General features: G+C 34.3%; 20 protein-coding genes and 4 pseudogenes. 16 read left to right on the top strand and 8 right to left on the bottom strand.

Translation table 11 applies throughout. The features are described from left to right. Positions 1-2: 2 nt before the first annotated feature. From rapZ to pyk, 6 genes and pseudogenes are all read left to right on the top strand, one after another. On the top strand, positions 3-872 hold the full coding sequence (gene rapZ / locus DES36_RS09355; protein WP_113920963.1) for an RNase adapter RapZ: 870 nt from the start codon (positions 3-5) through the stop codon (positions 870-872). Further along, positions 873-1,859, top strand: coding sequence for a gluconeogenesis factor YvcK family protein (locus tag DES36_RS09360; protein ID WP_113920964.1), 987 nt, complete (start codon positions 873-875; stop codon positions 1,857-1,859). Positions 1,860-1,882: 23 nt separating this feature from the next. Next, positions 1,883-2,839 (top strand): DNA-binding protein WhiA, encoded by a 957-nt coding sequence (gene whiA, locus DES36_RS09365; RefSeq protein ID WP_113920965.1) that lies wholly within the window; start codon positions 1,883-1,885, stop codon positions 2,837-2,839. A gap of 216 nt (positions 2,840-3,055) precedes the next feature. Next, positions 3,056-6,546 (top strand): annotated as a pseudogene (locus DES36_RS09370) (DNA polymerase III subunit alpha). Then, positions 6,543-7,502, top strand: a complete 960-nt coding sequence (gene pfkA / locus DES36_RS09375; protein ID WP_113920966.1) for a 6-phosphofructokinase — start codon at positions 6,543-6,545, stop codon at positions 7,500-7,502. Before DES36_RS09370 ends, pfkA begins: the two are co-directional and overlap by 4 nt. A gap of 9 nt (positions 7,503-7,511) precedes the next feature. Next, positions 7,512-9,254 (top strand): pyruvate kinase, encoded by a 1,743-nt coding sequence (gene pyk, locus DES36_RS09380; RefSeq protein WP_113920967.1) that lies wholly within the window; start codon positions 7,512-7,514, stop codon positions 9,252-9,254. Between the two features lie 257 nt (positions 9,255-9,511). On the opposite strand, the gene DES36_RS09385 is transcribed toward pyk, so the two are convergent. From DES36_RS09385 to DES36_RS09400, 4 genes are all read right to left on the bottom strand, one after another. After that, complete coding sequence (locus tag DES36_RS09385) at positions 9,512-10,708, bottom strand: TolB-like translocation protein (protein ID WP_113920968.1); 1,197 nt, start codon at positions 10,706-10,708, stop codon at positions 9,512-9,514. Between the two features lie 90 nt (positions 10,709-10,798). Continuing rightward, positions 10,799-12,577, bottom strand: coding sequence for an ATP-binding protein (locus DES36_RS09390; RefSeq protein WP_113920969.1), 1,779 nt, complete (start codon positions 12,575-12,577; stop codon positions 10,799-10,801). Beyond that, entirely contained in the window at positions 12,574-13,263 is a 690-nt protein-coding gene (locus DES36_RS09395) for a response regulator transcription factor (protein ID WP_113920970.1), read from the bottom strand. The genes DES36_RS09390 and DES36_RS09395 overlap by 4 nt, the downstream gene beginning before the upstream one ends. Positions 13,264-13,360: 97 nt before the next feature. Further along, positions 13,361-14,029 carry a TetR/AcrR family transcriptional regulator gene (locus DES36_RS09400; protein WP_170128256.1) on the bottom strand — a complete coding sequence of 223 codons (669 nt, stop codon included), beginning with the start codon at positions 14,027-14,029 and terminating at the stop codon, positions 13,361-13,363. Positions 14,030-14,308: 279 nt separating this feature from the next. On the opposite strand from DES36_RS09400, the gene DES36_RS09405 reads away from it, so the two are divergent. The 6 genes and pseudogenes from DES36_RS09405 to DES36_RS09430 all read left to right on the top strand — a co-directional run bounded on the left by DES36_RS09405 (position 14,309) and on the right by DES36_RS09430 (position 19,930). After that, a complete protein-coding gene (locus tag DES36_RS09405; protein ID WP_113920972.1) occupies positions 14,309-15,490 on the top strand; it encodes an MFS transporter in 1,182 nt (393 codons plus the stop codon). 310 nt (positions 15,491-15,800) lie between these two features. Next, positions 15,801-17,177, top strand: a complete 1,377-nt coding sequence (gene rlmD / locus DES36_RS09410; protein WP_113920973.1) for a 23S rRNA (uracil(1939)-C(5))-methyltransferase RlmD — start codon at positions 15,801-15,803, stop codon at positions 17,175-17,177. 185 nt (positions 17,178-17,362) lie between these two features. Beyond that, entirely contained in the window at positions 17,363-17,575 is a 213-nt protein-coding gene (locus DES36_RS15170; protein WP_242981746.1) for an ASCH domain-containing protein, read from the top strand. Next, positions 17,572-17,801, top strand: a pseudogene (locus DES36_RS15175) (ASCH domain-containing protein). Before DES36_RS15170 ends, DES36_RS15175 begins: the two are co-directional and overlap by 4 nt. Before the next feature lie 253 nt (positions 17,802-18,054). Further along, positions 18,055-19,164, top strand: a complete 1,110-nt coding sequence (locus DES36_RS09425; RefSeq protein WP_113920974.1) for a helix-turn-helix domain-containing protein — start codon at positions 18,055-18,057, stop codon at positions 19,162-19,164. Between the two features lies 1 nt (position 19,165). Continuing rightward, a complete protein-coding gene (locus tag DES36_RS09430) occupies positions 19,166-19,930 on the top strand; it encodes a CPBP family glutamic-type intramembrane protease (RefSeq protein ID WP_113920975.1) in 765 nt (254 codons plus the stop codon). A 286-nt stretch (positions 19,931-20,216) separates the two neighbouring features. On the opposite strand, the pseudogene DES36_RS09435 reads toward DES36_RS09430, so the two are convergent. Further along, positions 20,217-20,402: pseudogene (locus DES36_RS09435) on the bottom strand (winged helix-turn-helix domain-containing protein); the annotation flags it as partial. A 653-nt stretch (positions 20,403-21,055) separates the two neighbouring features. Then, positions 21,056-21,352, bottom strand: a pseudogene (locus DES36_RS15455) (transposase); the annotation flags it as partial. 96 nt (positions 21,353-21,448) lie between these two features. Here DES36_RS15455 and DES36_RS09445 point away from each other — a divergent pair. From DES36_RS09445 to DES36_RS09455, 3 genes are all read left to right on the top strand, one after another. Continuing rightward, a complete protein-coding gene (locus DES36_RS09445; protein WP_113920977.1) occupies positions 21,449-22,225 on the top strand; it encodes a CPBP family intramembrane glutamic endopeptidase in 777 nt (258 codons plus the stop codon). Between the two features lie 291 nt (positions 22,226-22,516). Beyond that, a complete protein-coding gene (locus DES36_RS09450; RefSeq protein ID WP_113920978.1) occupies positions 22,517-23,047 on the top strand; it encodes a GNAT family N-acetyltransferase in 531 nt (176 codons plus the stop codon). Positions 23,048-23,410: 363 nt separating this feature from the next. After that, positions 23,411-23,884 (top strand): GNAT family N-acetyltransferase, encoded by a 474-nt coding sequence (locus DES36_RS09455; protein ID WP_113920979.1) that lies wholly within the window; start codon positions 23,411-23,413, stop codon positions 23,882-23,884. A gap of 12 nt (positions 23,885-23,896) precedes the next feature. Here the strand turns inward: DES36_RS09455 and DES36_RS09460 are convergent, their stop codons facing one another. Both DES36_RS09460 and DES36_RS09465 read right to left on the bottom strand, forming a co-directional pair. Further along, on the bottom strand, positions 23,897-24,394 hold the full coding sequence (locus DES36_RS09460) for a Fic family protein (protein ID WP_170128257.1): 498 nt from the start codon (positions 24,392-24,394) through the stop codon (positions 23,897-23,899). A gap of 105 nt (positions 24,395-24,499) precedes the next feature. Then, positions 24,500-24,730, bottom strand: coding sequence for a hypothetical protein (locus DES36_RS09465; protein WP_113920981.1), 231 nt, complete (start codon positions 24,728-24,730; stop codon positions 24,500-24,502). Positions 24,731-25,059: 329 nt separating this feature from the next. On the opposite strand from DES36_RS09465, the gene DES36_RS09470 reads away from it, so the two are divergent. Then, the gene (locus tag DES36_RS09470) at positions 25,060-25,557 is read left to right on the top strand and encodes a hypothetical protein (RefSeq protein WP_146953630.1); all 498 of its coding nucleotides are present in this window, start codon (positions 25,060-25,062) and stop codon (positions 25,555-25,557) included. Positions 25,558-26,176: the final 619 nt, after the last annotated feature.

Here is a 26,176-nt window from a genome sequence, read left to right on the forward strand (position 1 = left end):
ACATGCGTTTGGTTATCATTACTGGGCTATCTGGAGCAGGCAGAAGTAACACTCTTAAAGCTTTTGAAGATTGGGGGTATTTCTGCGTAGACAATTTACCTCCAGAATTGATTCCAACAATTGCTGAATTATGCGGACGCTCTGATACAAATATCGATAAAGTGGCGTTAGTTGTGGATAGCAGAGGAGGCGTTTTCTTTGATGAACTAGAAAATGTACTAGAGCAAATGAAGGATCGAAAGTTTGAATTTGAGCTCTTGTTTTTAGATGCTTCTGATGAAGTCTTAATACAAAGATTTAAAGCCACTAGAAGAAAGCATCCATTAGCGTCTGAAGACCGGACTCTTGTAGGTCTTTCCCTAGAAAGAGAAAAACTTGCAGAAATTAAGAAAAAGGCAGACTATATTTTAGATACTTCAGATCTAAATGTAAAAGAACTAAATGAAGAATTAGGAAAAATTTTCGCAAAGGAAAATGAACGAAAAGGCCTTCTTATCAATGTAGTATCCTTTGGGTTCAAGCACGGAATACCACTTGATGCTGATTTGGTTTTTGATGTTCGATTTTTGCCTAACCCTTTTTATGTAGAAGATCTTAGAAAATTGACAGGTAACGATAAAGAAGTGCAAGATTATGTATTAAATTATAAGGTAACTCAAACGTTTGTTGACAAGACCTTTGACTTACTAAAATTTTTAATTCCTTATTATATAGAAGAAGGTAAGACTCAGTTGATCATTGCTATTGGCTGTACTGGTGGACAACATCGTTCTGTAACCATAGCAAATGTATTGACAGAATTGCTAAACAAAGAAGGACAGTGGGCAATTATAGACCATAGAGATGTATACAAACATTTAGGAGAGAATTAAATGAATCAATATAATCAACCAAAAATTGTTATTTTAGGGGGAGGAACAGGAGTATCTGTTCTGCTTCGAGGTATAAAACATTATACAGAAAACATCACAGCTATTGTAACAGTAGCTGATGATGGGGGAGGCTCAGGTGTATTAAGAGAAGATTTGGGCATGCTTCCACCTGGAGATATTAGAAGTTGTATATTGGCTTTAGCAGATGATGAATCGATTATGCAAAAATTATTAAATCACAGATTTACAGAAGGAAGGCTTAATGGTCAAAGCTTTGGAAATTTATTTATTGCAGCTATGAATGCCATTAGTGATAATTTTGTAGAGGCCATAAAAAATGTTAGCGATGTTATGGCAGTAAAAGGTACCGTTTTGCCTGTAACTCTTGATGATATTACATTAACTGCAGAGTTGGTAAATGGTGAAATCGTCAATGGAGAGTCTGCCATTCCAGAAACCGTAAAAAAGGTAGGAAGCAAGATAAAAATAGTAAAAACGAATCCTGATAAAGTCTGTGCACTGCCGTATTGCGTAAAAGCGATTGAAGAAGCAGATATTATCATTTTAGGTCCTGGAAGTCTGTATACTTCTATTATTCCCGATTTATTAGTAGAAGATATCGAAGAGGCACTGCTTAGAGCAAAAGCAAAGAAATACTACATATCAAATATTATGACACAGCCAGGAGAAACTCAAGGCTATGATTTATATGACCATGTAGAAGCTCTGCAAGCCCATTTAAAACAAGGCAAGAATATTATAGACTATATTGTTGCTAATACGGGAAAAGTAAAAAAATGCTTTTTAGAACCATATCAAGAACAGGATTCCGATATGGTAGAAGTAGACTTATCTCGATTTACAGATTGTCCTTATGAGTTTATACTAGACAATTTTATAGAAGTAAAAAATGGATATATACGCCATAATGCAAGGAAAATTGTAGAGACGATTTTAGCTAGATACGAACGAGATATGGCAAATTAGAAATACAAAAGAGGGAAAAAGATATGAGTTTTTCATCTGAAACCAAGAATGAAATATGTACCATAGAGATACAGAATTCCGTGGTAGCTTTAGCGGAATTGTCAAGCTTATTTCGCATGTGTGGCTCTATTAATTTTCAAGGGAATAATAAACTCAGCTTTTATATCCGCACAGAAAATGCTGCCATTGCAAGAAGAGCCTTTAAAATACTAAAATCCAACTACGAGCTTGATGCAAGAGTGGGAGTATCTAAAAATAAACAGTTTAAAAATCGAAACATTTACTCGGTGATTGTCCCTCATCAAGAAGGAACATTACAAGCTCTGCTGGATTTACATATCCTAAAAAGGCATGAAGGTTTAATAAGCTTAGACTTTATTATACCTGAAAAATTTAAAAAGAGTTCAGAGTGTAGAAGAGCTACTATCCGAGGCGCTTTTTTAGGAGGTGGATCTTTATCTAATCCGGATAAAGGATATCATCTTGAGTTTACTTGCCACAATAGTGAATACGCGAGGCAATTAATGGACTTAATAAATGGATTTGGCTTAAAGTCAAAGTACATTAAAAGAAAGAATAATTACATTGTATATATTAAAGAGTCTGAGCAAATTATTACCATATTAAATGTTATTGGTGCCCATCAAACCCTTCTAAATATAGAAAATATCCGTATTATGAAGGAAATGCGAAATAATGTAAACCGCCTAGTAAATTGCGAGACAGCTAATGTAAGTAAAACCGTAGAAGCAGCTTACAGACAAATCGAAGCTATAGAGTTTATAAGAGACCAGGTAGGTTTACAAAAGCTTCCACAAAAGCTAAGGGAAGTAGCAGAACTTAGATTAAATTATAAAGAAGCATCCTTAAAAGAGCTAGGCGAATTGCTCGATCCTCCTGTAGGCAAATCAGGAATAAATCACCGACTAAAGAAGATTGAAGTTCTAGCAAGATCCCATGGACTTGAACAAGAAAATTGAGCATTATAAAATATGCAAGAAAGATGAGCTTCCCTAAGTGCTCATCTTTCTTGTATACTAGGGTCAATTTAATTCGCCTAAGGCGATAATAATTGAAATTGATAACGATTGACAAGAGATTTGTTTCAAAGGAAAAAATAAAATATGATATAATAGTCTAATCAGCAGATTGATCGTGGTAAAGGGCCTAAGGCGCCTGGAAAGGGATTTTTTAGCATGAAGAATTTTACGCATCTACATGTACATACAGAATACAGTTTATTAGATGGTTTTTGCCGCATACAAGATCTAGTCAAACAAGCTAAGAAATTAGGCATGAACAGTTTAGCCATTACGGATCACGGGGTCATGTTTGGCGTTGTAGATTTCTACAAACAATGTGTCAGGGAAGGGATAAAACCTATAATAGGATGTGAAGTATACACAGCACCTAGAACCCTACACCATAAGGATTCAAAACAAGACTCAAATCCAGGTCATCTTGTACTACTAGCCAAAGATCAAGAAGGATATAGAAATTTGATGAAAATTGTATCTACTGGATTTGTAGAGGGCTTTTACTATAAACCTAGGATTGATATAGATTACTTGAAAGGTCATAGTCAAGGGATTATTGCTTTAAGTTCTTGTCTAGCAGGAGATATTCCTAGAGCAATTATGGCGAATAATCTAGAGAAAGCAAGACACCTTGTTCAAGATTACAAGGATATATTTGGAGAGGACTATTATCTAGAAGTTCAAGACCATGGCATTCCAGAACAACTGAAAGTAAAGCAAGGCCTAGCCCTTTTGTCTCGGGAGACAAAGGTTCCTTTAATCGCAACAAATGATGTTCACTACGTGAAAAAGGAAGATGCGAAAAATCACGACATTTTGTTGTGTATCCAAACGGCAACCAGTGTTTCTGATAGCAATCGAATGAAGTTTCCAGGGGATGAGTTTTATTTAAAATCCCGCGAGGAAATGATGGATTTATTTTATGATATGCCAGAAGCTGTAGATAATAGCAATATTATTGCTGAAAAGTGCAACGCAGAATTAGATTTCAATACAACTCATTTGCCTAAATTTCAGCTTCCACCAGGAGAAGAGGACCCTAAGAAATACTTGAGCGATCTTTGTTATAAAGGATTAGCTAAAAAGTACGATAAAGTCACAGAAGAACTGACTGATCGTATGAAATATGAGTTGTCTGTTATTGACTCTATGGGCTATAATGATTATTTTCTTATTGTATGGGACTTTATTAAATACGCGAAGGACCATCAGATCATGGTTGGGCCAGGGCGAGGCAGCGCAGCAGGAAGCATAGTTGCTTACTCTTTAGACATTACTGCAATAGACCCTATTAAATACGACTTGCTCTTTGAGCGCTTTTTAAATCCAGACCGAGTGACCATGCCTGATATTGATATCGATTTTTGTTATGAAAGGCGACAAGAGGTCATTGATTATGTGATTGAAAAATATGGACATGACCATGTGGCTCAAATCATTACCTTTGGAACTATGGCTGCAAGGCAATCTATTCGAGATGTAGGAAGGTCTTTAGATATTCCTTATGGGAAGGTCGACAAAGTCGCAAAGGAGATCCCTATGGAGATAGGGATGAATATTCAAAAGGCAGTCAAGAACAATCCTAATCTAGCTAAAATGATGGGGGAAGATGAAGAAGTTGATAATCTAATAGAGATTGCAAAGTCCTTAGAAGGGCTTTCAAGACATGCATCTACCCATGCAGCGGGAGTAGTAATCTCTAACAAACCTTTAGTAGAATACGTGCCTTTATATCGGAATAATGAAGTAATCTCTACTCAGTACACTATGACTTTATTAGAGGAACTAGGATTACTCAAAATGGACTTTTTAGGTTTGAGAACTTTAACGGTTATTCGAGATGCTATAGAGAATATTAGGAAGAATAGAGATATAGAGATTGATATTGATGATTTAGAATATGACGATAAAAACGTATACGAACTTATATCTAGCGGTCACACCCTAGGCATCTTTCAATTAGAAAGTGCAGGAATGCAAAAGTTTATGACGAATCTTAAACCAGACTCCTTCGAGGACATTATTGCAGGAATTTCATTATATAGGCCAGGTCCAATGGATTCCATCCCTACTTACATTAAAAACAAAAAGAATTCTGAAAATATACAGTACATTCATCCTATATTAGAATCTACTTTAAAGGTCACTTATGGGTGCATGGTTTATCAGGAACAGGTTATGAAAATTGTAAGAGATATAGCTGGATATTCTATGGCTCGTAGCGACCTTGTTCGCAGAGCTATGTCTAAGAAAAAGATGGACGTTATGGAAGCAGAAAGACAAGTCTTCATACATGGAGAATTAGATGATTCTGGAAATATTACTGTAGAAGGTGCCTTAAGACGTGGAGTAAGTGAAGAACAGGCCAATAAGATTTACGATCAGATGATTGACTTCGCCAATTATGCTTTTAACAAATCTCATGCAGCAGCTTATGCAGTAATTGCTTATCAAACAGCTTGGCTTAAAAAATATTATCCGATAGAATTTATGGCCGCCCTTTTGACAAGTGTTATGGGCAATGACAAAAAGGTAGCTCAATATATTATGAATTGTAAAAACATGTCCATTAATGTATTGCCTCCTGATGTAAATGAAAGTTATGAGAAATTTACAGTAGTAGGAGACAAGATTCGTTTTGGTTTGGCTGCAGTCAAAAATGTTGGGGAAAATGCAGTACAGTCTATTATTGCAAAGAGAGAAGAGAAAGCATATATTTCCTTTACTGATTTCTACAAGAGAAATGATGGGAAAGTTTTAAATAAACGAGCTGTAGAGAGTTTGATTAAGTGTGGAGCTTTTGATTCATTAAAAGTTTACCGCTCACAACTTATGAATGTATATGAAAAAATTATTGATAATATAAATGAGGATAAAAAACACAAAATAGAAGGTCAGATATCTCTTTTTCAAAATATGCAAGAAAGCAGTATTTTTCGAGAAAATTTACCTGATATCGAAGAGTTCGAAGAAGATATGAAATTAGCACTGGAGAAGGAAATACTAGGTCTATATATAACGGGTCATCCTTTGAAAAAATACGAAAAGCTCCTTGTAAACAAAGTATCTTTAGACAGCAGCATGATTGACAATCAGGAAGAGTTAAAAGAGATTGGAATCAAGGATGGAAGTACGGTTACAGTAGGAGGCATTATTACACAGAAAAAAACATGTTGACGAAAAAGAATGCGATGATGTGCTTCTTGACTTTAGAGGATTTATATGGAAGTATAGATATAGTAGTGTTTCCTAATATTTACGAAAAGTATGGACAACTTGTCAATATAGACAGTACTGTGCTTATAAAGGGAAAAATCAATATTAATGAAGAACAAAGTTCAAGTATTATTTGTGAGACAATAATAGAATTGTCAAAATTTAATGATAATAGGAGTTCTAATGGAAAAAATAGCTTAGAGATTAGAATTCCTGAAATGACAAATCCTATTATAGATAGAGTAAAAAGTATTTTGGCTCAACATCCTGGAGAAACACCTGTTGTTTTATCTATTCAAAATACAAATAAAAAGTTTAAGTCAAATAAAAACTTATGGGTAAATATAAATCAAAAGCTTATACATGAGTTGTCTACTATATTTGGCGATAATAATATAAAAGTCTATGGAGAAAATGAGGAGATGCAAAAATGAAAAGAATTGGAGTATTAACCAGTGGTGGAGATGCACCTGGTATGAATGCCGCTATTCGAGCGATTGTGCGAACAGCCATATATAATAAAGTCGAAGTTTTTGGAATACGAAGAGGGTATCAAGGATTGCTAGAACAGGACATAGAGCCTTTAAACATTTATTCTGTAGCAGACATCATTCAAAAGGGCGGGACAATTTTAAGATCTTCACGATCAGAATACTTTAAAACGGAAGCAGGTCAAAAGAAAGCTGCTAAAGTATTAAAAGATTTTGGCATTGAAGGCCTTATTGTTATAGGAGGAGATGGCTCTTTTAAAGGTGGACAAAAATTAAGCAAGCAAGATGTAAAGACCATTTGTGTTCCCGGCACTATAGATAATGACATTGGATGTACAGATTACGCTATAGGGTTTGATACTGCCTTAAATACAGCTATAGATGCCATAGGCAAGATACGAGATACTACGAGTTCTCACAATAGAGTAAATGTAGTTGAAGTTATGGGCAGAGATTGTGGAGATATTGCATTGTTTTCAGGTTTAGCTGGTGGAGCAGAGTCTATTATTGTTCCTGAGAGAGATTATGATTTAGATGCTATTTGCGACAAGCTTTTAAGAGGGAAAGACCGAGGAAAATTACACAGTATTATCGTTTTAGCAGAGGGTGCTGGAGATTTTAATGAAATGTGCAAGGGAATTGAAGAGCGAACAGGTGTTGTTACGAGAGGAACTACATTAGGCTATATTCAAAGGGGTGGAAGTCCTACCTCTTTCGATCGAATTTTAGCTAGCAGAATGGGAAATAGGGCCGTAAATTTATTGCTACAAGGTGCAGATTCTAGAGTAACCTGTATTCGTGGAAATCAATATCTTGACATGGATATTGATGAAGCTCTTAAAATAAAAAAGGAATTTGATATGGATGCATTTGAAATTGCGGATATTTTATCTATATAGGAGGATAACATGAAAAAGACAAAAATCGTATGTACCATAGGCCCTGCAAGTGAATCGGAAGAAGTATTAACTCAGCTGATTAAAAAGGGTATGAATGTAGCAAGAATAAATTTCTCTCATGGTGTTCATGATGAACACAAGAAAAAATTTAACCTGATTAAAAAGGTTCGTGAAAAATTAAACCTTCCAATTGCTATTATGCTCGATACAAAAGGACCAGAAGTTCGAATTAAGCAATTTGAAAATGGTGGTATCTATCTTGAAAAAGGTGACGAGTTCACTTTGACTACTGAAGATATATTAGGAAATGAAAAGAAAGTAGCTATTACCTACAATAAATTGACAGAAGAATTAAAAATAGGCGATTTTATTTTAGCCGATGACGGACTCATTAAATTCAGTGTAAAAGAAATCAATGGGGCTGATATTTTATGTGATGTACTAAATGGGGGAGAACTAAAAAATAATAAAAGCTTAAACTTCCCAGATACAAAGATTAATTTACCTGCTATTACGGAAAAAGATGTAAAGGACCTTATATTCGGTATTGAAGAAGGTATTGACTATATTGCAGCTTCGTTTATCCGAAAAACAGAAGATGTTTTAGCTATTCGAAAGGTTCTAGAAGAAAATAATGGCGAAAATATAAGAATCATATCTAAAATAGAAAACAGAGAAGGCGTAAACAATATAGACGCTATTCTAGATATGTCTGATGGAATCATGGTGGCTAGAGGAGATTTAGGTGTTGAGATTTCAGCTGAAGAAGTGCCTCTAGTTCAAAAAGAAATTATAAAAAAGTGTAACAGGCTTGGAAAGCCAGTTATTACCGCAACACAGATGCTAGACTCTATGATCCGAAATCCAAGGCCTACTAGAGCAGAAGTAACAGATGTTGCCAATGCAATCTTTGATGGAACAGATGCTATTATGCTTTCTGGAGAGACCGCTGCCGGGAAATACCCTATAGAAGCTGTTGAAACGATGGCTCGAATTGCTGTAACTACAGAACAATCTTCAGAATACCAAAGATTAGTCAAACATAATTTTTCGGGTGAGATATCTGTAGCAAATGTAGTAAGCCACGCTGCAAGTTCTTCAGCAGAGCAATTAAACGCTGCAGCCATTATAGCCATTACAAAATCAGGTCATACAGCTCGAATGATTTCAAAATTTAGACCAACAGCTCCAATTGTGGCCATGGCTGATGATGAAAGAGTTGTAAGGACAATGTCTCTAGTATGGGGTGTAAATTGTATACAGGGTGAGATAAGAGATATGGACTCTCTTTTCAAAAACTCTGTTGATACAGCGGTCGAAAAAGGAATATTAAAAAATGGCGACTTAGTAGTGATCATTGCAGGTGTGCCTGTTGGTGTAAAAGGCACTACAAATATGATCAAGATTCAAACGATTGGTGAAGTGCTTATAAAAGGCATGGGAATAGGAAAACAACCTGTAACTGGTGTAGCTCGATTAATTGATAGAAAAGGAAACACGAACTTTAGAAGAGGAGATATTGCAGTGTGTTACGGAGTAGACGAAGATAACATCTCTTATATTAGAGATGCTGCAGGAGTAATCACCGAAGAAGGCGGCTTAACCTCACAAGGCGCAATTGCAGCGCTACAATTTGGTATTCCAATTATCGTAGGCGTAGAAGACGCAATGCAAAACATAGAAGAAGGAAAAACCATCACCTTAGATCCTCAAAGAGGACTTATATATGATGGGAAAGCGACGGTATTGTAATTAAGGTAGTAAGGTGGTAAGCTTCAAGGTGGTAAGCAAAACCATAATCGCCTAAGGCATATAATGTAAGATCCTTCGCTGCGCTCAGGATGACCGGGACAGCCTGAAGGGTCTTTAAGTGCATAGGCATAGCGCAAAACCTAAAGCCACCGGTGGTGACTTTAGGTTTTGCTTACCACCTTACCACCTTTAAAAATTAGAAAAATCCAGACGATTTAAGTAGTCTGGATTTTTGTTTACATTTCATAATAGCGAGGTCATTTCTTCAAATTGGAAAAATCAATTGCATATACTCGGTGCTTTAATACTTCCTTGGTGTTGCTTTCGCTATCTTTTAAATAGAGAACAGAAAAGTAAATGGTCTGCATATCTGGTGAAAAGACGATTTTATCACTGGCAATTTTTAGATTAGAGGCTAACTGCATGGACTTACTTCCATCCGTGTTCATAATCCATAGATTTTGATTATTAGATGATTCGTCAACTTTTTCCCTGTAAATGATTTGGTTTTCATTTGGTGTAAGGTAAAACATAGACATAGGACCTTTATACAATACTTGCTTATTGTAATACATATCCACATGCATTAATACTGTCTGATTTTTATCTGTAACGCTATACAAAATAGATTGATCTTTTTTAGAAAGAGAAAAATCTGTCACATTACTTTGCATTAGTACAGGCTCGATCTCTTTTTCGTCTAAGACTACATAGTACAAATCCATCGCATTCGTCGTTGGATTCATAGCTAAAAAGAAGGCTAGTTTGTAATCATCAAAACAGTCTATCTTGTAAATACTAAGATTATTGGTCAGAGTATAAGTGTCTCTAAGAATTTGCTTCCGCACAATATTGCTGGTTTTTACTAGTTGAATTTGACCTTTTGAGTTGCCATAGATTAAAAGATCATCATCTATTAAAGAAAACTTAGGAGACACACTTTCTTCTGTAAGTGAAATGTTTTTTGTTTGGGAACCTTCATAATCTGTCCAATTTAGCTTGTAGGAATCAGGCACAATTCGACCATCTGCATCTTTATTATACTCTACATAAATCATTCCCTTGTTTTTTTCATCAAAAACAGCATTGCTTTGCTCTTTTGAGGAGAGAAGGATTTGCTTTTGTTGTTTGTTTTTAATATTATACGTGTATAGATTAGAATAACTATTTGTCGTCTTTATATTTGCGTTTATCGAATTTGTAGGAATGCCCATAAGCAATAATTCGCCATCATTTGATATATCATAAACCAAACCTTGAGTTAAATTATCATCAATATTTTTTATTAATGCTCGATCACTCTCATCTGCTGCGTTTTGAATTAAAGTCTGATTTTCATTCAAACCTGTTGAATTATCTAAAACAACAGGATTATTTTCTTTTAAAAAAATCGGAGAACATCCTGTGGAAATCAGAAAAATTAAGAGGACGATGAACAACTTTTTAATAGCCACTTTCTCATCTCCTTTAAAGGAATTTACAAGTTCTAATTGTATATGGTATATATAATTAAAGTAGAGACTATAGTGTAACAAACTTGTAAATTAAATTTTTTCCAGTAATAATTTCACAACTACCATAGTACCTTCTCCTGTTTTACTTTCAATGCGCACTTGGCCATTATGACTTTCAACAATACTTTTTACGATGGATAATCCTAGCCCCGTGCCGCCTATTTGACGAGAACGATCCTCTTCTACTCTGTAAAAAGCATCAAAAATTCGACTGAAATTATCTTCAGGAATACCTGGACCATAGTCTCTAATCGATATTTCTACATAGTCGTCGTAGTTTATGGCTACTACATTTATAATATCGCCAGGGTTAGAGTATTTTATGGCATTATCTAATATATTGATAAATACCTGCTTTAATCGATCATAGTCTCCATGAATAGTAGGAAGTTCCAGTCTTTTATAATCGATGTCTACATTGTATTTAAGACTTTTTATTTTCATTTGGTTAATGACGTCTTCTAAAAGAGTATTGATATCTACACTAGTCAATATTAATTTAAAATCAGCTCGCTCGTATTTTGAAAGAGAGAGTAGATCATTCACTAGACGAAGTAGCCTTTGACCTTCACTATTTATCGTATTAAGACTTTTAGAAAGGAGTTCTGGATTATCTGTACCTCTTCTATTGAGTAAATCTGTGTAACCGATAATAGTTGTAAGAGGGGTTCTCAGTTCATGGGACACATTAGAGATAAAGTTCTTTTGTTCGCTTTCTAAAGCATACATCTTAGTAATATCTCGTATGACCACTAGCACGCCAATATTTTTGTCATTGTTTATAATCAAAGTAGAATAAGAGAAAAGGTGTTTATCTTCATAATCTAACTCTTGAATATATTCGCTTTTTCCATCTAAAACTTCTTTTACCATTTGTTTTATAAAAGGTATTTGATTAAAAACTTCAGCGGTAATAGGCTCATCCCCTAAATCGAGAATACTTCTAGCTTTATTGTTAACCATTAAAATATTGTCTTTTAATCCTACTGCAAAGATACCATCGTCAATGGAGGATATAATAGAGGCTAATTTTTGTTTTTCATCATTTATTTTCGTAATTTTATCTGAAATGTCAAAAATCATCTGATTGAAGTTATGAGTAAGTTCTCCAACTTCGTCATTTACTTCATACTGTATGATTTCAGTGTAATTACCCTGAGAAACTTTTTTCGTAGACTCTACTAATAACCGGATAGGCTTTAATAGAGAGTGGGTTATAGAACGACTTAAAATATAGGAAAGGATTAAGCTTATAATACACGTTACAATAAATAATCTTATAATGTGGTCTATAATAGTATCCATTAGTTCAAGGGAATAAATAAAAGTAATTACACCTATGACCGTATTATCTATGTATATAGGAGTTGATAAAAAAATCCGGCTAATATCATCGACTCTTTTATACACAGATAGAGATTTTCTGCTTGATAAAGTTAATGCTCTCTCGATTTCCTCATTTACGTCTTCAGCAATAGATGTTTCTACATTTGCTGAGTCTGTGATAAAATTGCCTTTTGCATCGTGTAAAAGAACACGAGTGTAGTTTACACTAGAGAGGTTTTCTGCAATGGACAAGCTTTTTCTTTTGAGTACGGTGTCATACTGATCTACGGAAGGGGATTCTGCTTTGATTTCTTGTTGTATATAGAAGACTGCCTCAGCAGCACGTTCCGTTAGATTTTTTTGCACAGAATCAAAATTATAATGAATTAACCCTTGAATTACGACAGTGGCTAATACTAACATTGTCAGTAAAACAAGGGTTACGTTTGCGAATATAAATTTTGAACGGAAAGCTAATTTCATTCAAATCTCCTCATTTTGTATCCTACTCCAAAGACCGTTTGAATATAATTGTGTTTAGCGTATTGACCAACTTTTTTTCTGATCCTTTGTATGTGCATATCCACTGATCGGGTATCCCCAAAATAATCATAACCCCACACTTGTTCTAAAAGATGTTCTCTTGAAAAAACCTGCTCTGGGCTAGAAACTAGAAGATGAAGCAATTCAAACTCTTTTGGCGTTAAATGAATTTCGTAATCGTTAACTAGAACTTTTCTTTCATTTAAGATAATTTTGATTTCATCATTAACGATAGCATCCTCTTCAGATTTTGCAGGCACATTAGAACTTCTTCGCAGTAATGCTTTGACTCTAGCGATGAGCTCTCTATTGTCAAAGGGCTTTGTCATGTAGTCATCCGCGCCCAATTCAAGACCTAAAACTCGATCAATTATATCCGTCTTTGCTGTAAGCATAATAATGGGAATGCTTTTTTGCGCACTTACTTTTTTACAAACATCATAACCATTCATTTTTGGAAGCATCAAATCTAAAATCATCAAGTCTGGATTGAAGGAATCTACCTTTTCTAAAGCCTCTTGTCCATCACTTGCAGTATCTACAATATAACCCTCAAATTCTAAATCCAATTTCAGCAAATCTTGTATAGATGCTTCGTCATCCACTACGAGAATTTTTTCGTTCATATTAATACCACCTATAAATTAAAGTCATTATATTTATTATAGTCTCTTTTATATAAAAAAGCTAATAATATTGTTGACAATTAAGATTATATTAGACTCACATCTCTAAAGTAAAGATAAAGTAATTTTCTATTTCAAATTTCATTTGATCAAAAATTTTTTTCGTTTCATTTAATATTTCATTAACTCGCTCATCCGATACATTCATGAGTTTATACATAGTCCTTATTCTAAAATTAAAGATGGTTTCTTCATCACAACTAAAATATCCTTCAATCATTTTTTTTATGATACCAATTCCAGCTCCCACAACAGTAGTTTGTATTAGTTTGATTTCATCTTCTGAAAAAGCAAGATTATAGGTATCAATATGCAGCTTGTAGAATTTATAGATTACATCGGAATCAAATTCTAGGCCAGTACTGCAAATCTCATAATAAAAAGTTCTTAGATGTTCATCTCGCTTCAATAATTCTGTTAAAATTCTAGTTTCAAGTGTTGTACCGTATTGTAAATCGTATTCACCATAGTGATGTGTTAAGTACGCTCTTACACTTTGTTTGATGCTACTCATAAATTCCCCGTAGATATGGGCAGCAATATTTTGTTTCGTCTTAAAATAGTAGTTGATTAACCCAGGATTACTACTTGCTTTTTTACATATATCGATGTAAGTGGTCTTTGTATAACCTTGTAAGTAAAAAAGTTCCTTACAAGTTTCAATAATACGGTTTTTAGAATCCTTGCTTGTCTTATAACTAGCCACATTATCGCCTCCTTGTATGCATATTATACAATAATAGGTTTTGAATATCAAATAAAAGAGTATTTATGCAATTTTATAAACAAAAACGTAGTACAAGTTTTAAATTAACTTAAAATAAATTTTATACATATATTTATAATATTATATTGACAAAGATAAATACAATAAAGTATACTTAAATTAAGTTAAGTTAAAACTATAAATAAGGAGGCTGTAGATTGTAATTGAAATCGTTTTCGAAAAGTCGACTATTATTTTTTTAAAAAAGGGGGAAGAAAAATGAAAAGCAATAAATTAACAGTATTTGCAATTATGACCATATTCTTTGTAGCAATGGGTGTGGGTACGATTACCCCAGCAATAGCTAATATCGCTGCAGCTTTTCCAGATGTACCATTTACAACTATACTGCTAGCATCTACACTTCCATCATTATTAATTATTCCATCTACGCTCATTACTGGAGCTGTAGCAGGTAAAAAAGTGGGTTATAAACCATTGGCTTTGTTAGGATTAGCTTTATTTGCTATATCAGGTATGGCACCAGCTTTTGTAAATAGCACTTTTACTATCGTATTAGTCTTTAGAGCAATATTCGGAATCAGCTTAGGTATCTTAAGCCCATTAGGAAATGCACTAGTCATGGAAATCTTTGAAGGACAAAAAAGAGCAAATATGTTAGGTGTGGGTTCTTTTGTAATGAATATTGGCGGTATCGCGTTACAATTCTTAGGTGGCGCATTATCTGGCGTGTCTTGGGAATTATGTTTTGTCGGTCACTTCCCAGCAATCATCTCCTTTGTTCTAGTATTATTGTTCTTAAAAGAGCCAGAAAAACCACAAGTATCAGCTGATACATCCGGAAATGTAGTAAAAGATAAGATGCCAGCATCTGTGTGGGTAATCTCAATTATCTTTGGTTTTACGATGATGCTCATCTATCCAATGCTCATGAATATGTCATCTATTATCGCTGATGTAAAACAAGTAGGAGATGCTACTCAATCTGCCGTAGTACTTTCTATGTATACTGTAGGTGGCGCTATTTCAGGTGTTCTATTTGGAAAAGTATATGAAAAACTTCAAAAATTCATTATTACTATAGCATTTTTAGGTGGAGCTGCAGGTATTGCATTGATCGTCTTTGGCAACAGCGTCTTTATGATGACTGTAGGAACTACAGTAACGGGAATATTCTACATGTTAATGATGCCTCTTACCATCATGCTTTTAGGAATGTATGCACCACCATCTCTAGGTGGAATGGCAGTATCGATTATGATGGCTGTAATGAACGCTTTTGCATTTGTATCAACCTATTGGATTAGCTTTGTAGGAAACATGACTGGAGACGTATTCCTTGCACCATTAAAAGCAGCTATAATTGGATTTATAGCAATAGGCGTAATCTTCTTGTTCATCAATCCATTCCCTAAGCAAAAAGCAGTGGAAGCTAAATAAATGTAGATGGTAAGGTGGTAAGCAAAACCATAACCCGCCTATAGGCGGGGGAATGCACTTTACATATTGTTACAATTTAAAGTTCTAATCAAACAATAAAAATCGTGTTTCTTATTTAGAAGCACGATTTTTTTAATAGAAACTTATACTTTTAGCATTAGCTACTGTTAAGTCATCCTGAGCGTAGCGAAGGATCTTACATTATATCGCCTTAGGCGATTATGATTTTGCTTACCACCTCTGGTTTTCCTTTCCGCTTTCCGCTTATTATGTTAAACTATAAAACAAATAAAGTGATTTAGGAGTGCATATGGAAATCATACCAGTTGAAAAAAATAAAGAGTACATTTTAAATATAATAGACATCACTGCTACAGGAGAAGGTGTTGGCAAGATTGAAGGCTTTACTATATTTGTAGATGGGGCAATTCCAGAGGATGAGGTAAAAATCATTATTACTGTGGTCAAGAAAAATTACGCTATAGGAAGAATTATTGATTTAGTAAAACCATCTTCACATCGAGTGAAACCAAATTGTACTTTTGTTGGTCAATGTGGAGGCTGTCAGACTCAGAATATAGATTACACTTACCAACTTGAGTTAAAAGAAAAGATTGTAAAGGATGCCCTAGCGAGAATAGGTGGCTTAGATATAAATCAGATGAAAGTGCATTCTATTATAGGAATGCAAGAACCCTTTCACTACCGAAATAAAGCACAATACAAGATTCATAAAAAGGGACTCGGATTTTATGAAAAGAAGAGCCACAATGTAGTACCTTTAACGGATTGTAAGATTCAAAGTAAACAAAGTTCAATGACGATACAGTATTTAAATCAATTTATTATAGAAAATAAAATCCCCATTTATAATGAAGAAACTCATAAAGGGATATTAAGGGGAATCGTAGAAAGAGTTTCTTATTACAATAATGAGATAATGCTTATCATCGTTATAAATGATAAAAAATTTAAATGGTCCGAAGAATTGATCGATTTTATAAAGAAGAATCTGCCTAATGTAAAGAGCCTTTACCTCAATATAAATACAAAAAAGACAAATGTAGTTTTATCAAAAGAAAATAAGCTCATTTACGGAAGAGAAAAGATTATAGATAGTATAGGGGATTTAAAATACGAGATATCCCCATTATCCTTTTTTCAAGTCAATCCAATACAGACAAAAATTTTATACGATAAGGCAGCAGAATTTGCAGAGCTAACAGGAAAGGAAACAGTATTCGACTTATACTGTGGAATTGGAACGATATCACTATATCTAGCTCAAAAAGCAAAAATGGTATACGGCGTAGAAATCGTCCCAGAAGCCATAGAAGACGCGAACAAAAATAAAGCACTAAACAAAATAGAAAACGCTGAATTTATAGCAGGAAAATCAGAAGAAGAAATGCCAGCGCTTGTAGAAAAAGGCGTACAAGCAGATGTGGTAGTCGTGGATCCTCCAAGGAAAGGCTGTGACGAAAAACTGCTAGAATCTATTATCCACATGTCCCCGAAAAGGGTAATCTATGTATCCTGCAATCCTGCTACTTTAGGGAGGGATTTGAAGATATTAAGTAAAAGTGGATATAAAGTAAAAGAAGTTCAGCCAGTAGATATGTTTCCTCATAGTTTGCACGTTGAGAGTATAATTCTGATGACGTATTGTGGTTCGGATAAGGAATAATGGGACATGCCTACAACACTGGGTGTGGTACGGTTCAGCCGTATATGGATTATTCCCCAAAATGAGAAAACCGTTTATGGACGGAGAAGGGAGAAAATAAATGAATAGAATATTACTTCTCGAAGATGATTTAAGCCTAATCGATGGGCTTTCCTGTTTTGATTTAGAAAGGAAAATATAATATTATGAAAGAACAAGAACTTTGGCAGGCGTACACTCATGAAAAACCTGCCTACAAAAATGAACAATATGAAGCGTGGTGTTATGGAAGCGATGATCCCGATCTGCTGTTGCAGCTGACTCTGAGTGGAATTAAGACCGCCACGGCTTCCGCCTATCCGTTCTATGAATATGAAAACTGCGATCTGCCGAAGGTGGGGATCACAATATCATATTGAAAACGGGCGGAAGTGCTCTGTGCATTATTAGGGCAACATCCGTAAAGGTAGTACCGTTTTTGAATGTCAGTGCATATTGGAAGGCGAAGGAGACAGAAGCTTACGATTTTGGCGGGAAGTCCATGCATCTTGCTTTGCAAAAGAACTAATAGAGATTGAACAGACATTTTCAGAGAATATGCTCGTTGTCTGCGAGGAATTTGAGGTTGTATACCGGGCCGAATAAAAGAGCGAAAGGTGCGACGTCATGATTTATAACTTCATAAAGAATAATTTAAAGGTGTCAGTAGTATTGATGCCTTTATTTTTTATATAAATTTCAAGGAGTAATCATCCGTTTCAAGTTTATGGACGTCGTCCTGTTTAAAGTAAACCATAGGTTGACTTTGTTTCTTAAAATCAACTTTAACTCCCTTGAAATAAGTTGAAGCGGGGTATATAGTTTAATTGTAAAATAAAGAAATAAAGGAGGTTTATCTATGAATGAAATTCATTTAGCGAAATGTATCGCTAAAAAAAGACGTGAAATGAATATTACACAAGAGGAACTTGCTTCTTACATTGGTGTTTCTAAAGCGGCAGTATCCAAATGGGAATCAGAAAACAGCCTTCCAGATATAACCTTATTACCTCGACTTGCATCTTATTTTAATATTAGTATTGATAAATTGATAGGCTATGAACCACAAATGACCAAGGAAGAAATCCGAAGAAAGTATCTGTACTTTAAGGGAATACTTGGAACGAAACCATTTATAGATGTTAAGTTAGAATTGGATGAAAAGATTAAAAAATACTATTCATGTTTCCCGTTTCTTCTTCAAATGACAGTCTTGTTGATGAATCACTATGATGCGGCTGAAATACCAGAAGATGTATTAATGTGGGCGCTCACATTGGCAAGAAGGGTGAAAAATGAAAGTGAAGATATTAATGATGTAAAAGCAGCTGTTAATTTAGAAGTGATTTTGGATATGATGTTGGGAAAACCAAATGATGCATTAGAACTTTTGGACGAATCAGTTAGACCATTATCTCAGGAAACAGAAAGCCTGGCTCAAGTTTATCAGATGTTGGGAGAAAGGGAAAAAGCAATGCGGGTCTATCAGATCAGTATCTATCAGCACCTCCTTATATTAGTCGCTGAGGCAGCTCAGTACAGTATGCTTTATGAAGATAATAAAGAAAAATCGACGGAGATTATTAATAGATCTCTTCAAATTGCAGATATTTTTCAAGTGGCAAAACTGCAACCCAATGCTGTTGTACCAGTGTATTATTCTGCAGCTCTTTTATACTGCATGCATGGTGAAATGGATAAGTCTCTTGAAATGCTGGAACAGTATACAAAAATCTGTCTAGAGGATTTTTTTCCATTCAGTCTACATGGAGATTCTTATTTCGATTTGATTGATGACTGGTTTATGGAATTTGATATAGGAAATGGGGCACCACAGAACGAAAAGTTCATTCGCAAGTCTATGCTGTCTGCTGTGAAAGACAATCCTGCCTTTTATATTCTTAGAGAGGACGTGCGTTACAAGAGTATTATTCAGAAACTAGAAGCGTTGGTGAAAGGGTGTAAATGAAATGAAACAGATATATATAAATGCTTTTAAATTTGTATTGATTGTATTGCCTTTTGCATTGGTAGCAGGTATCTCCTTAGCAAACTATGAAATTGGAACAGGAGTGATTACCCAAGAAATATTATCTCAGGTTTCTAAAACAACGATTATTTCAAGTATTACTATCCAAACAGTTCTCTATGCAGCAATCTGTGGCTTTATTGGTTATCTGTTAGCGGATAAAATTGGTCTGCTTCGCAGTTTCGCGTGGTCAGGGAGCTATTTTAAAAAAGCACTAGCAGGTGGAGCCATTTGTGGTATTTTGTTCTTTGTACTGGATTATCTGATATTTGCAAAGTTGTTGGTGCCAGTAGCGGAATATTATGAAACATATACATTTTCGATTTATTATCTGCTAGCGAAAGTTCTATATGGAGGAATGGTAGAAGAATTGCTGATGAGATGGTTTCTTATGTCTCTTCTAATAATGATTTTATGGAAGATATTTGATAGAAAGGCAGATAAGGAATCCATTCCTGCATGGATTATGGTGGTAAGTAATATTGTTATTGCAGTATTATTTGCATTAGGACACCTTCCAGCAACAATTGTGATGTTTGGTCATCTGAGTTTTCTGATTGTTACTCGGTGCATACTGTTAAATGGCAGCTTTGGATTGGTATTTGGAAGGCTCTACCGTAAATATGGCATTCAGTATGCCATGGTTGCACATGCTGTAACGCATATCGTATGTGATGTTCTGTTTTTTCTTTTCTGCAGGTTGTAATTTTAAAAAGATGCAGAATTAAAGATTTAGCTTAAACTAATAGAGCTGTATGAAAATAGCATAAGAAATTCTGTAAATCATAAATGTATTTGTGCAAATGGCAACGGGAAAACTAATAAGCAATAAAAATGATACGACCATGTGACAGGACTAGGTAAAAAAATCCTTCAGAATTTGTGTTTTGCTATTATAATTGAACAGTATAACAAAATAGAACAGAAGTCTTTCTATAGCTGACTTGTACCATTATTTTTGAGTCAGCTGTAAATTTGGCTTGAAATTAGTTTTATATCTTTTGAGTAAAAGGGTTCCAAACATGACATCTTGGTTTCATCAAATCCGTTTTCAATGGGTTGCCTTCTATGTCATAAATAGTTTTGATATATTGAGGTTTGGCTGGATCGTTCTCCAGATTGTCACGTAGTCGTTTAATTGCCACGGACAAGGCATTTTCATCTACATATTCTGCACCATGTTAGAGGATTTCAAAGCAAGGGCGATGCCATTTGATAACGCTTTATCATCCTCAACTATCATTATTTTATGCAAATGTTCACCTTTTTATGGGGAGATTGTTTTTGAAGTACAACATGACTGTTGTCACTTCAAATATTTTACTTGGTAATATATACAAAAAGTTTATCATAATAAGGTGATTACTTCAACAACCTAAAAAATAAACAGAAGATGAACTTAAGAGGTACAGAACAAGGGAGTTTACTGATACTGTAGGGCATGGAGAGTTAATTGAAGAATTTGACATAGACTTGTTTATTAGGATGATTGAGAAGATGGTAGTGTTTGAAGATAAGGTAATTGTTACCCTCCTTGATGGGACAGTGGTTGAATGGAATAATTGAATAAGAGGCTAAAGTATTGAAACCAGTTGGAATGAGAGACTTTAGTCCTAACTGGATTTTTGTATTGGATATATATGGTACATTTCTTAAGTGAAGTACATATTTTGAGCAATCAAAAAAGAACAGCTAGAGAAAAACTCTAGTTGCTCTAAATATGATTCTTCGCAATTGTACCAAAACGCGAAATCGTAGCCGGTATATGGGTTTTGTATGATATGCTTTTCCTTGTTTTTGAGTGTTTTACTCATAGGAGTTGGGTGCACCGGAATTCGTAGTATCGAATTTTTTGGAAACCACAAGGAAGCACATGCATTAGAAAGCGACGGATAAATTCCACATGAGTAATGATAATCTCATTTGTTTCATTTGTACGATAATCTTTCGCCGAAAAAGTAACATGTGATTGTGTAACGGACTTTATTCTTGAGTTACTAATGGCAATACGGTGAGTGTAGCGTCCAAGATAGTCAATGGCATTACCAAAGCCATTAAAGGTTTCTTTAATAAAGGGAATCGATTGTTTTTTGTATAGAGAATCTCTAAATTCGTTCCAAGCATATGAAAAGTTACATATTATGGATTATAATAACTAGGGGGTTATGAAGTTAATTGTATTAGTATGATATGCAGAAAAATAAGGATTTGGTGAGGTGTCAACATGAAAGTTTTCTGTAAGAAGAGTGAAATATGGTTTGCTGTAGTTTGGATAATCATATATGTAGTAGGAAGCAGTATGGCTGATAATATATCTTCCATCATCGGAGTGGAAAAATCAGTTACACTTTTTTGGAATATTGTGCTTACTGTGATTCTGTACTCCTTTGTAAAGAAAAATGAATTGCAGAATTATTATGGATTGTGTGGAATCAAATATTCAGCAAAAAAATATCTGTATTATATTCCTCTGATAATACTTGCATCGGTGAATCTTTGGTCTGGTGTAAAGGTAAATTATTCTTTAATTGAAACGGTATGCTATATTGGAAGTATGCTTTTGGTTGGATTTCTTGAAGAAGTAATCTTCAGAGGATTTCTTTTTAAGGCTATGAGCAAAAATAATGTACGCACTGCAATTATTGTATCCAGTATTACGTTTGGAATAGGACATATAGTGAATTTGTTCAACGGGAGCGGAACAGACATTCTCTCGAATTTCTGTCAGGTATGTTATGCAATAGCAATTGGGTACCTATTTGTCACACTGTTCCATCGCGGAAAATCACTTTGGCCATGTATCATAACACATAGTATTCTTAATGCACTCAGTGTTTTTGCAAACGAAACCGGTTCTAAGCAATACCAGATTTTTGTAGCCATGATATTATGCGCAATTTCCATTGGATATTCACTGATATTGATGAAGACAATACCAGCCAGTGAAGAATGCCAAATTCCATTTTGTCGATATGCCCCAAGAACAGACGAGGAGATTTAGACATCAATACTGTTTCCTAGTCCCATATTGAGAGTATAATTCTGATGACATTATATAAAAGGCCTAATTGTAGAATGAAAATGAGAAAAGCAAGGTTGGAGATATGAAGTAATATGCTTGATGAGTTAATATAGTGAGCGTTTGTATGATGTATGTAAGTAAATTTATGTTCATTAATCATGTTCTGTCATCCTAAGGAGCTTGCGACGAAGGATATTTATTGTATCTTTTGTCAGGTAGTAGGATTGATAACGTTAACTAGAACAGCTTGTTTAAAGGAGGGGGATTAAATTGATTCACATTAAAGTTAGAAGACCAACTGTAGATGATAGAGGGGAACTATTTGAGTTCTTCAAAACTGTAGTTGAAGATACCTTTATTAAGGAAGGTATAGAAGGTTTGGTAGGTGATTTAAAGGAAGAAATTGAATTTAAAAAGCAGTATTTAGAAAATGATCTAGATAGCAATGGAAAACTTAGATATTTCCTAGCAGCAGAAGATAGAGGCTGTATAGTTGGTACAATAGAGTATGGGCCTGCAAGTGACTTAATATGTACTTGTACAAATGAAGAATATGAAAATCTTTATGAACTAGGTACAGTTTTTGTAAGACCAGATTACCAAGGACAGGGAATAGGTAATTTATTATTGAACTCTATGACTCAAGTATTAAGAGATAAAGGAATTAATCAGTTTTGTCTAGATAGTGGATATTCCAATGCACAGAAAATATGGAGAAAAAAATTTGGGGAACCTGACTATTTTATTAAAGATTATTGGGGAGAGGATCGACATCATCTAATCTGGAAAATTAATCTTTAAATACGTCATGTATAGATGATGATACTCTCATATGATGAATACATTGAAGAAGCCAGAGGAACTTCCAGATGTTGCACATTACATTACAGTAACTTTTGATGAATTTGGGTTCAGTAATACTATTTGTGGAGAGGAGATTCAAAAGTGAGAAATATATTTGCAAGTTTAATTATTCTTCCTAATATATTGCTATACCAGCAATAATACGATATTTTATAATTAAAATGGCTATTAAAAATGCAATAAATGAATTAAAGAAAGAGAATATTTTATAAAATAAGTTGAACATCATTTATGAACTTCGTCATGTTTGTGGAATTATATGTAATAAAAAATATTTTTAATACTGAGAGGTAATAAAAAATGAAAATAGAGTTTCGTCCAATTGATAGAACAAACTATAATGAGTGCATAGAGTTAAGTGTTAATGAAAATCAAAAAAGATTTGTAGCACCAAACCAATTCTCGTTAGTACAAGCAGCATATGAATCTAATCTATATCCTCTTGCAATTTATAATGAATCGCAAATGATAGGGTTCGTTTTGTATGATTTTGATGAAGAACTAAATGGTTGGTCAATGAGCAGATTTATGATAGGGTCATCTTTCCAGAACTGCTGCTTTGGAAAACAAGCATTAAAACAGTTTTTGCTTTTTTTCAAAGAAAATTATCCTGATGTGTTAAAACTTTATACCAGTGCAGAAGTTGATAACATGGCGGCCATTGAGCTCTATAAAAGAGCAGGTTTTAAAGAAGGAAATATATTTGAATATGAGGCCGGTGGAGTTCAGTACAAAGAGATACGAATGATGATTTCACTTAAAAATCAAGAATAGACAAAATGAGAATTACCTTATGAGGGCATATGTCACATCTACGGTACCTTTTCTCCAGTCGGTTGTCAGGGTTAAAAGAGCTGTAACCAAAATTGCGATTAAGATATCAAGAGGAAATCCTTCCTTTTCAGCATAAAAACAACAAAAATTAATTATAGTCCTTGTATTACCTTCGCGGAAGGGATGAATACTCCATAAATCAGCCATAAATTTTGAAAACAATTGTGATTTGCTCTCAACATCTAATTTATTCCACTTAATTGATTTTGCTTTAGATAAGGAAGTAACAATATATAATTGAATATTATTAACATCTGAATATTCAATAGATATACCACCTAATGTAGGTTCAGGCTGTTCAATATTAATAGTCCTTACCTGGCCAGCCCAATGATAGATATCCTGGAATATATTGTAGTGGAATTTTAGTAGATGCTCCAAGTTAAAATCACCTTTTATACCATGCTGTATAATATCCTTTAACCTAGAGCTTGTAAAATCTGCTTCCAAAGAATTAAGCTCATTACTATCTTTGATATCAAATTTATTTATCAGTATTTCAGTATTAGGATATCACTCCTAGACTTTCTTACTTTAGTTCAATTCTTATTTATATTATATCGTAATAGTATCTAAAAAATTATATTTAAAGTAAACTATCATGTGCTTACGTTTTAAACTGCTTCTTCCCATAGAAAGCAAAATATTGAGCATTTCTTTGAAATCCAGTTTTCTTTTTCGAGTAAAATCTATACCAGGGTTATTGACAGGCAACCACGAGTATTCTTGCATTTCAGTTAATACCGTGTATAATTTTTCCTTTATAGAATCTGCAAGTTCGTTCATGTGAGAACCTCCTTAAAAATATATCTATCTAAGGGGCTTCGCCATATTTTTTAGCCTATTTGTCAAGCTTTCTTTTGAAAAAATATTAGTTTTTTGATAAATTACATAAAAAAAAGAACAGGGTATGAATTTTTAACATACTCTGTTCTTAAATTTTGATTTTAATTTCTTAACTTAATGACATTGGCTGTAGCAGGGGATTTTGATAATGAGCACAAAAGGATATCATTACTGTAGTCATATTTGTCGTAGTCTTGTGCGTGGGACTTGCGGCAAATCATGCTGAAAATACAGAACAGGATTTCAGACAAAAGACGTTAGAACCGACCGTGTCTGACTGGTCGCCAGAGCAGAATATTGATACTGTTGGTATACCAGAACTGAATTACGCTTCTGATGATATTGTGATTTTCCATGGATATTTTGGGTTGTTTGTATATGACCTTGATAAGCAGCAAATTATTCGTAGCCTGGATTTAAAATCACTTAACTGTGCCACAATACAGGGTGATGATTACTGTGAAGTTACAGTCAGCACAGATGGAAACACGATACAGCTCCATAGCTTAAGTAGTGAGAACATGTATATTTATACTGTTTCAGAGAATACATTGAGTGAAACGATATATGAGAGTATGAATGACCGATTCGGTAGCAATTTTGCATCGATAGATGATTTGGTTGATATAGACCATGTTGGAAACTACAGTTCTAACGCTATTCAATTTGATACAGGAGAATATGGATATCTTCATGTCTCCGACTGGACATTGGGAATACTCTGTTATGCACGAGGCGATATGACTTACAGGTTGTTTTCTAAATAATGCAATCTATACTATATCTACTATGTCCATAAACAAGACAAGGAAGCACCTTACAACCTAATGATTACTCGTTAGGACATGGGGAAGAACTTGGTATATTAATATCAACTTGTGATTGATGAAACTGGTACTGGATACATCCCAGTCGTTGATCACGTTGTAACCCATAAACGGAGAACCGCATCGTCACAATAAATGTTCATATTCTGCATGTTGAACGTATTACTTTTATCGAGTGCAATATAAGTGAAAAAACAAAAACACCAGGGATCTGCACATTTTATAGCAATATCCATTACCTAGTAGGAGAAAAAAGAAATTTCATGTCCATGCTGGAGTGAAAAAATACGGCTATTGTTGTAAAAACAAAAGATTTAAAGGACAAAGGATGATGATTTGGTAAAAGAAATCCCCATAGACAAAGAAGTGAGGTGAAGTCTTCGATCAACTTATGATATAGTTAGGTTAACTAAATTTACGATATAAACATCATCCAAATGATTTTGAGGAGTATTTAAAAGCGTTGGTGATAGAATAAAAAACGGAGAAGTTAAACATGGTATGTTCTTGAATCTGATATAATAAATTCATCAGAGAGGAAGAAGGTACTTATGGGAAC

This window comes from Alkalibaculum bacchi (assembly GCF_003317055.1).
In the GTDB taxonomy this organism is placed as follows: Bacteria; Bacillota; Clostridia; order Eubacteriales; family Alkalibacteraceae; genus Alkalibaculum; species Alkalibaculum bacchi.

Bases quoted from the DNA above. Each gene is read 5' to 3' on its own strand.
- DES36_RS09405 (WP_113920972.1), top strand. From the start codon at position 14,309: ATGAAAAGCAATAAATTAACAGTATTTGCAATTATGACCATATTCTTT.
- DES36_RS09390 (WP_113920969.1), bottom strand. From the start codon at position 12,577: ATGAAATTAGCTTTCCGTTCAAAATTTATATTCGCAAACGTAACCCTT.
- rapZ (WP_113920963.1), top strand. From the start codon at position 3: ATGCGTTTGGTTATCATTACTGGGCTATCTGGAGCAGGCAGAAGTAAC.
- DES36_RS09430 (WP_113920975.1), top strand. From the start codon at position 19,166: ATGAAACAGATATATATAAATGCTTTTAAATTTGTATTGATTGTATTG.
- DES36_RS09425 (WP_113920974.1), top strand. From the start codon at position 18,055: ATGAATGAAATTCATTTAGCGAAATGTATCGCTAAAAAAAGACGTGAA.
- DES36_RS09465 (WP_113920981.1), bottom strand. From the start codon at position 24,730: ATGAACGAACTTGCAGATTCTATAAAGGAAAAATTATACACGGTATTA.
- DES36_RS09445 (WP_113920977.1), top strand. From the start codon at position 21,449: ATGAAAGTTTTCTGTAAGAAGAGTGAAATATGGTTTGCTGTAGTTTGG.
- DES36_RS09395 (WP_113920970.1), bottom strand. From the start codon at position 13,263: ATGAACGAAAAAATTCTCGTAGTGGATGACGAAGCATCTATACAAGAT.
- DES36_RS09360 (WP_113920964.1), top strand. From the start codon at position 873: ATGAATCAATATAATCAACCAAAAATTGTTATTTTAGGGGGAGGAACA.
- pyk (WP_113920967.1), top strand. From the start codon at position 7,512: ATGAAAAAGACAAAAATCGTATGTACCATAGGCCCTGCAAGTGAATCG.
- pfkA (WP_113920966.1), top strand. From the start codon at position 6,543: ATGAAAAGAATTGGAGTATTAACCAGTGGTGGAGATGCACCTGGTATG.
- DES36_RS09455 (WP_113920979.1), top strand. From the start codon at position 23,411: ATGAAAATAGAGTTTCGTCCAATTGATAGAACAAACTATAATGAGTGC.
- whiA (WP_113920965.1), top strand. From the start codon at position 1,883: ATGAGTTTTTCATCTGAAACCAAGAATGAAATATGTACCATAGAGATA.
- rlmD (WP_113920973.1), top strand. From the start codon at position 15,801: ATGGAAATCATACCAGTTGAAAAAAATAAAGAGTACATTTTAAATATA.
- DES36_RS15170 (WP_242981746.1), top strand. From the start codon at position 17,363: ATGAAAGAACAAGAACTTTGGCAGGCGTACACTCATGAAAAACCTGCC.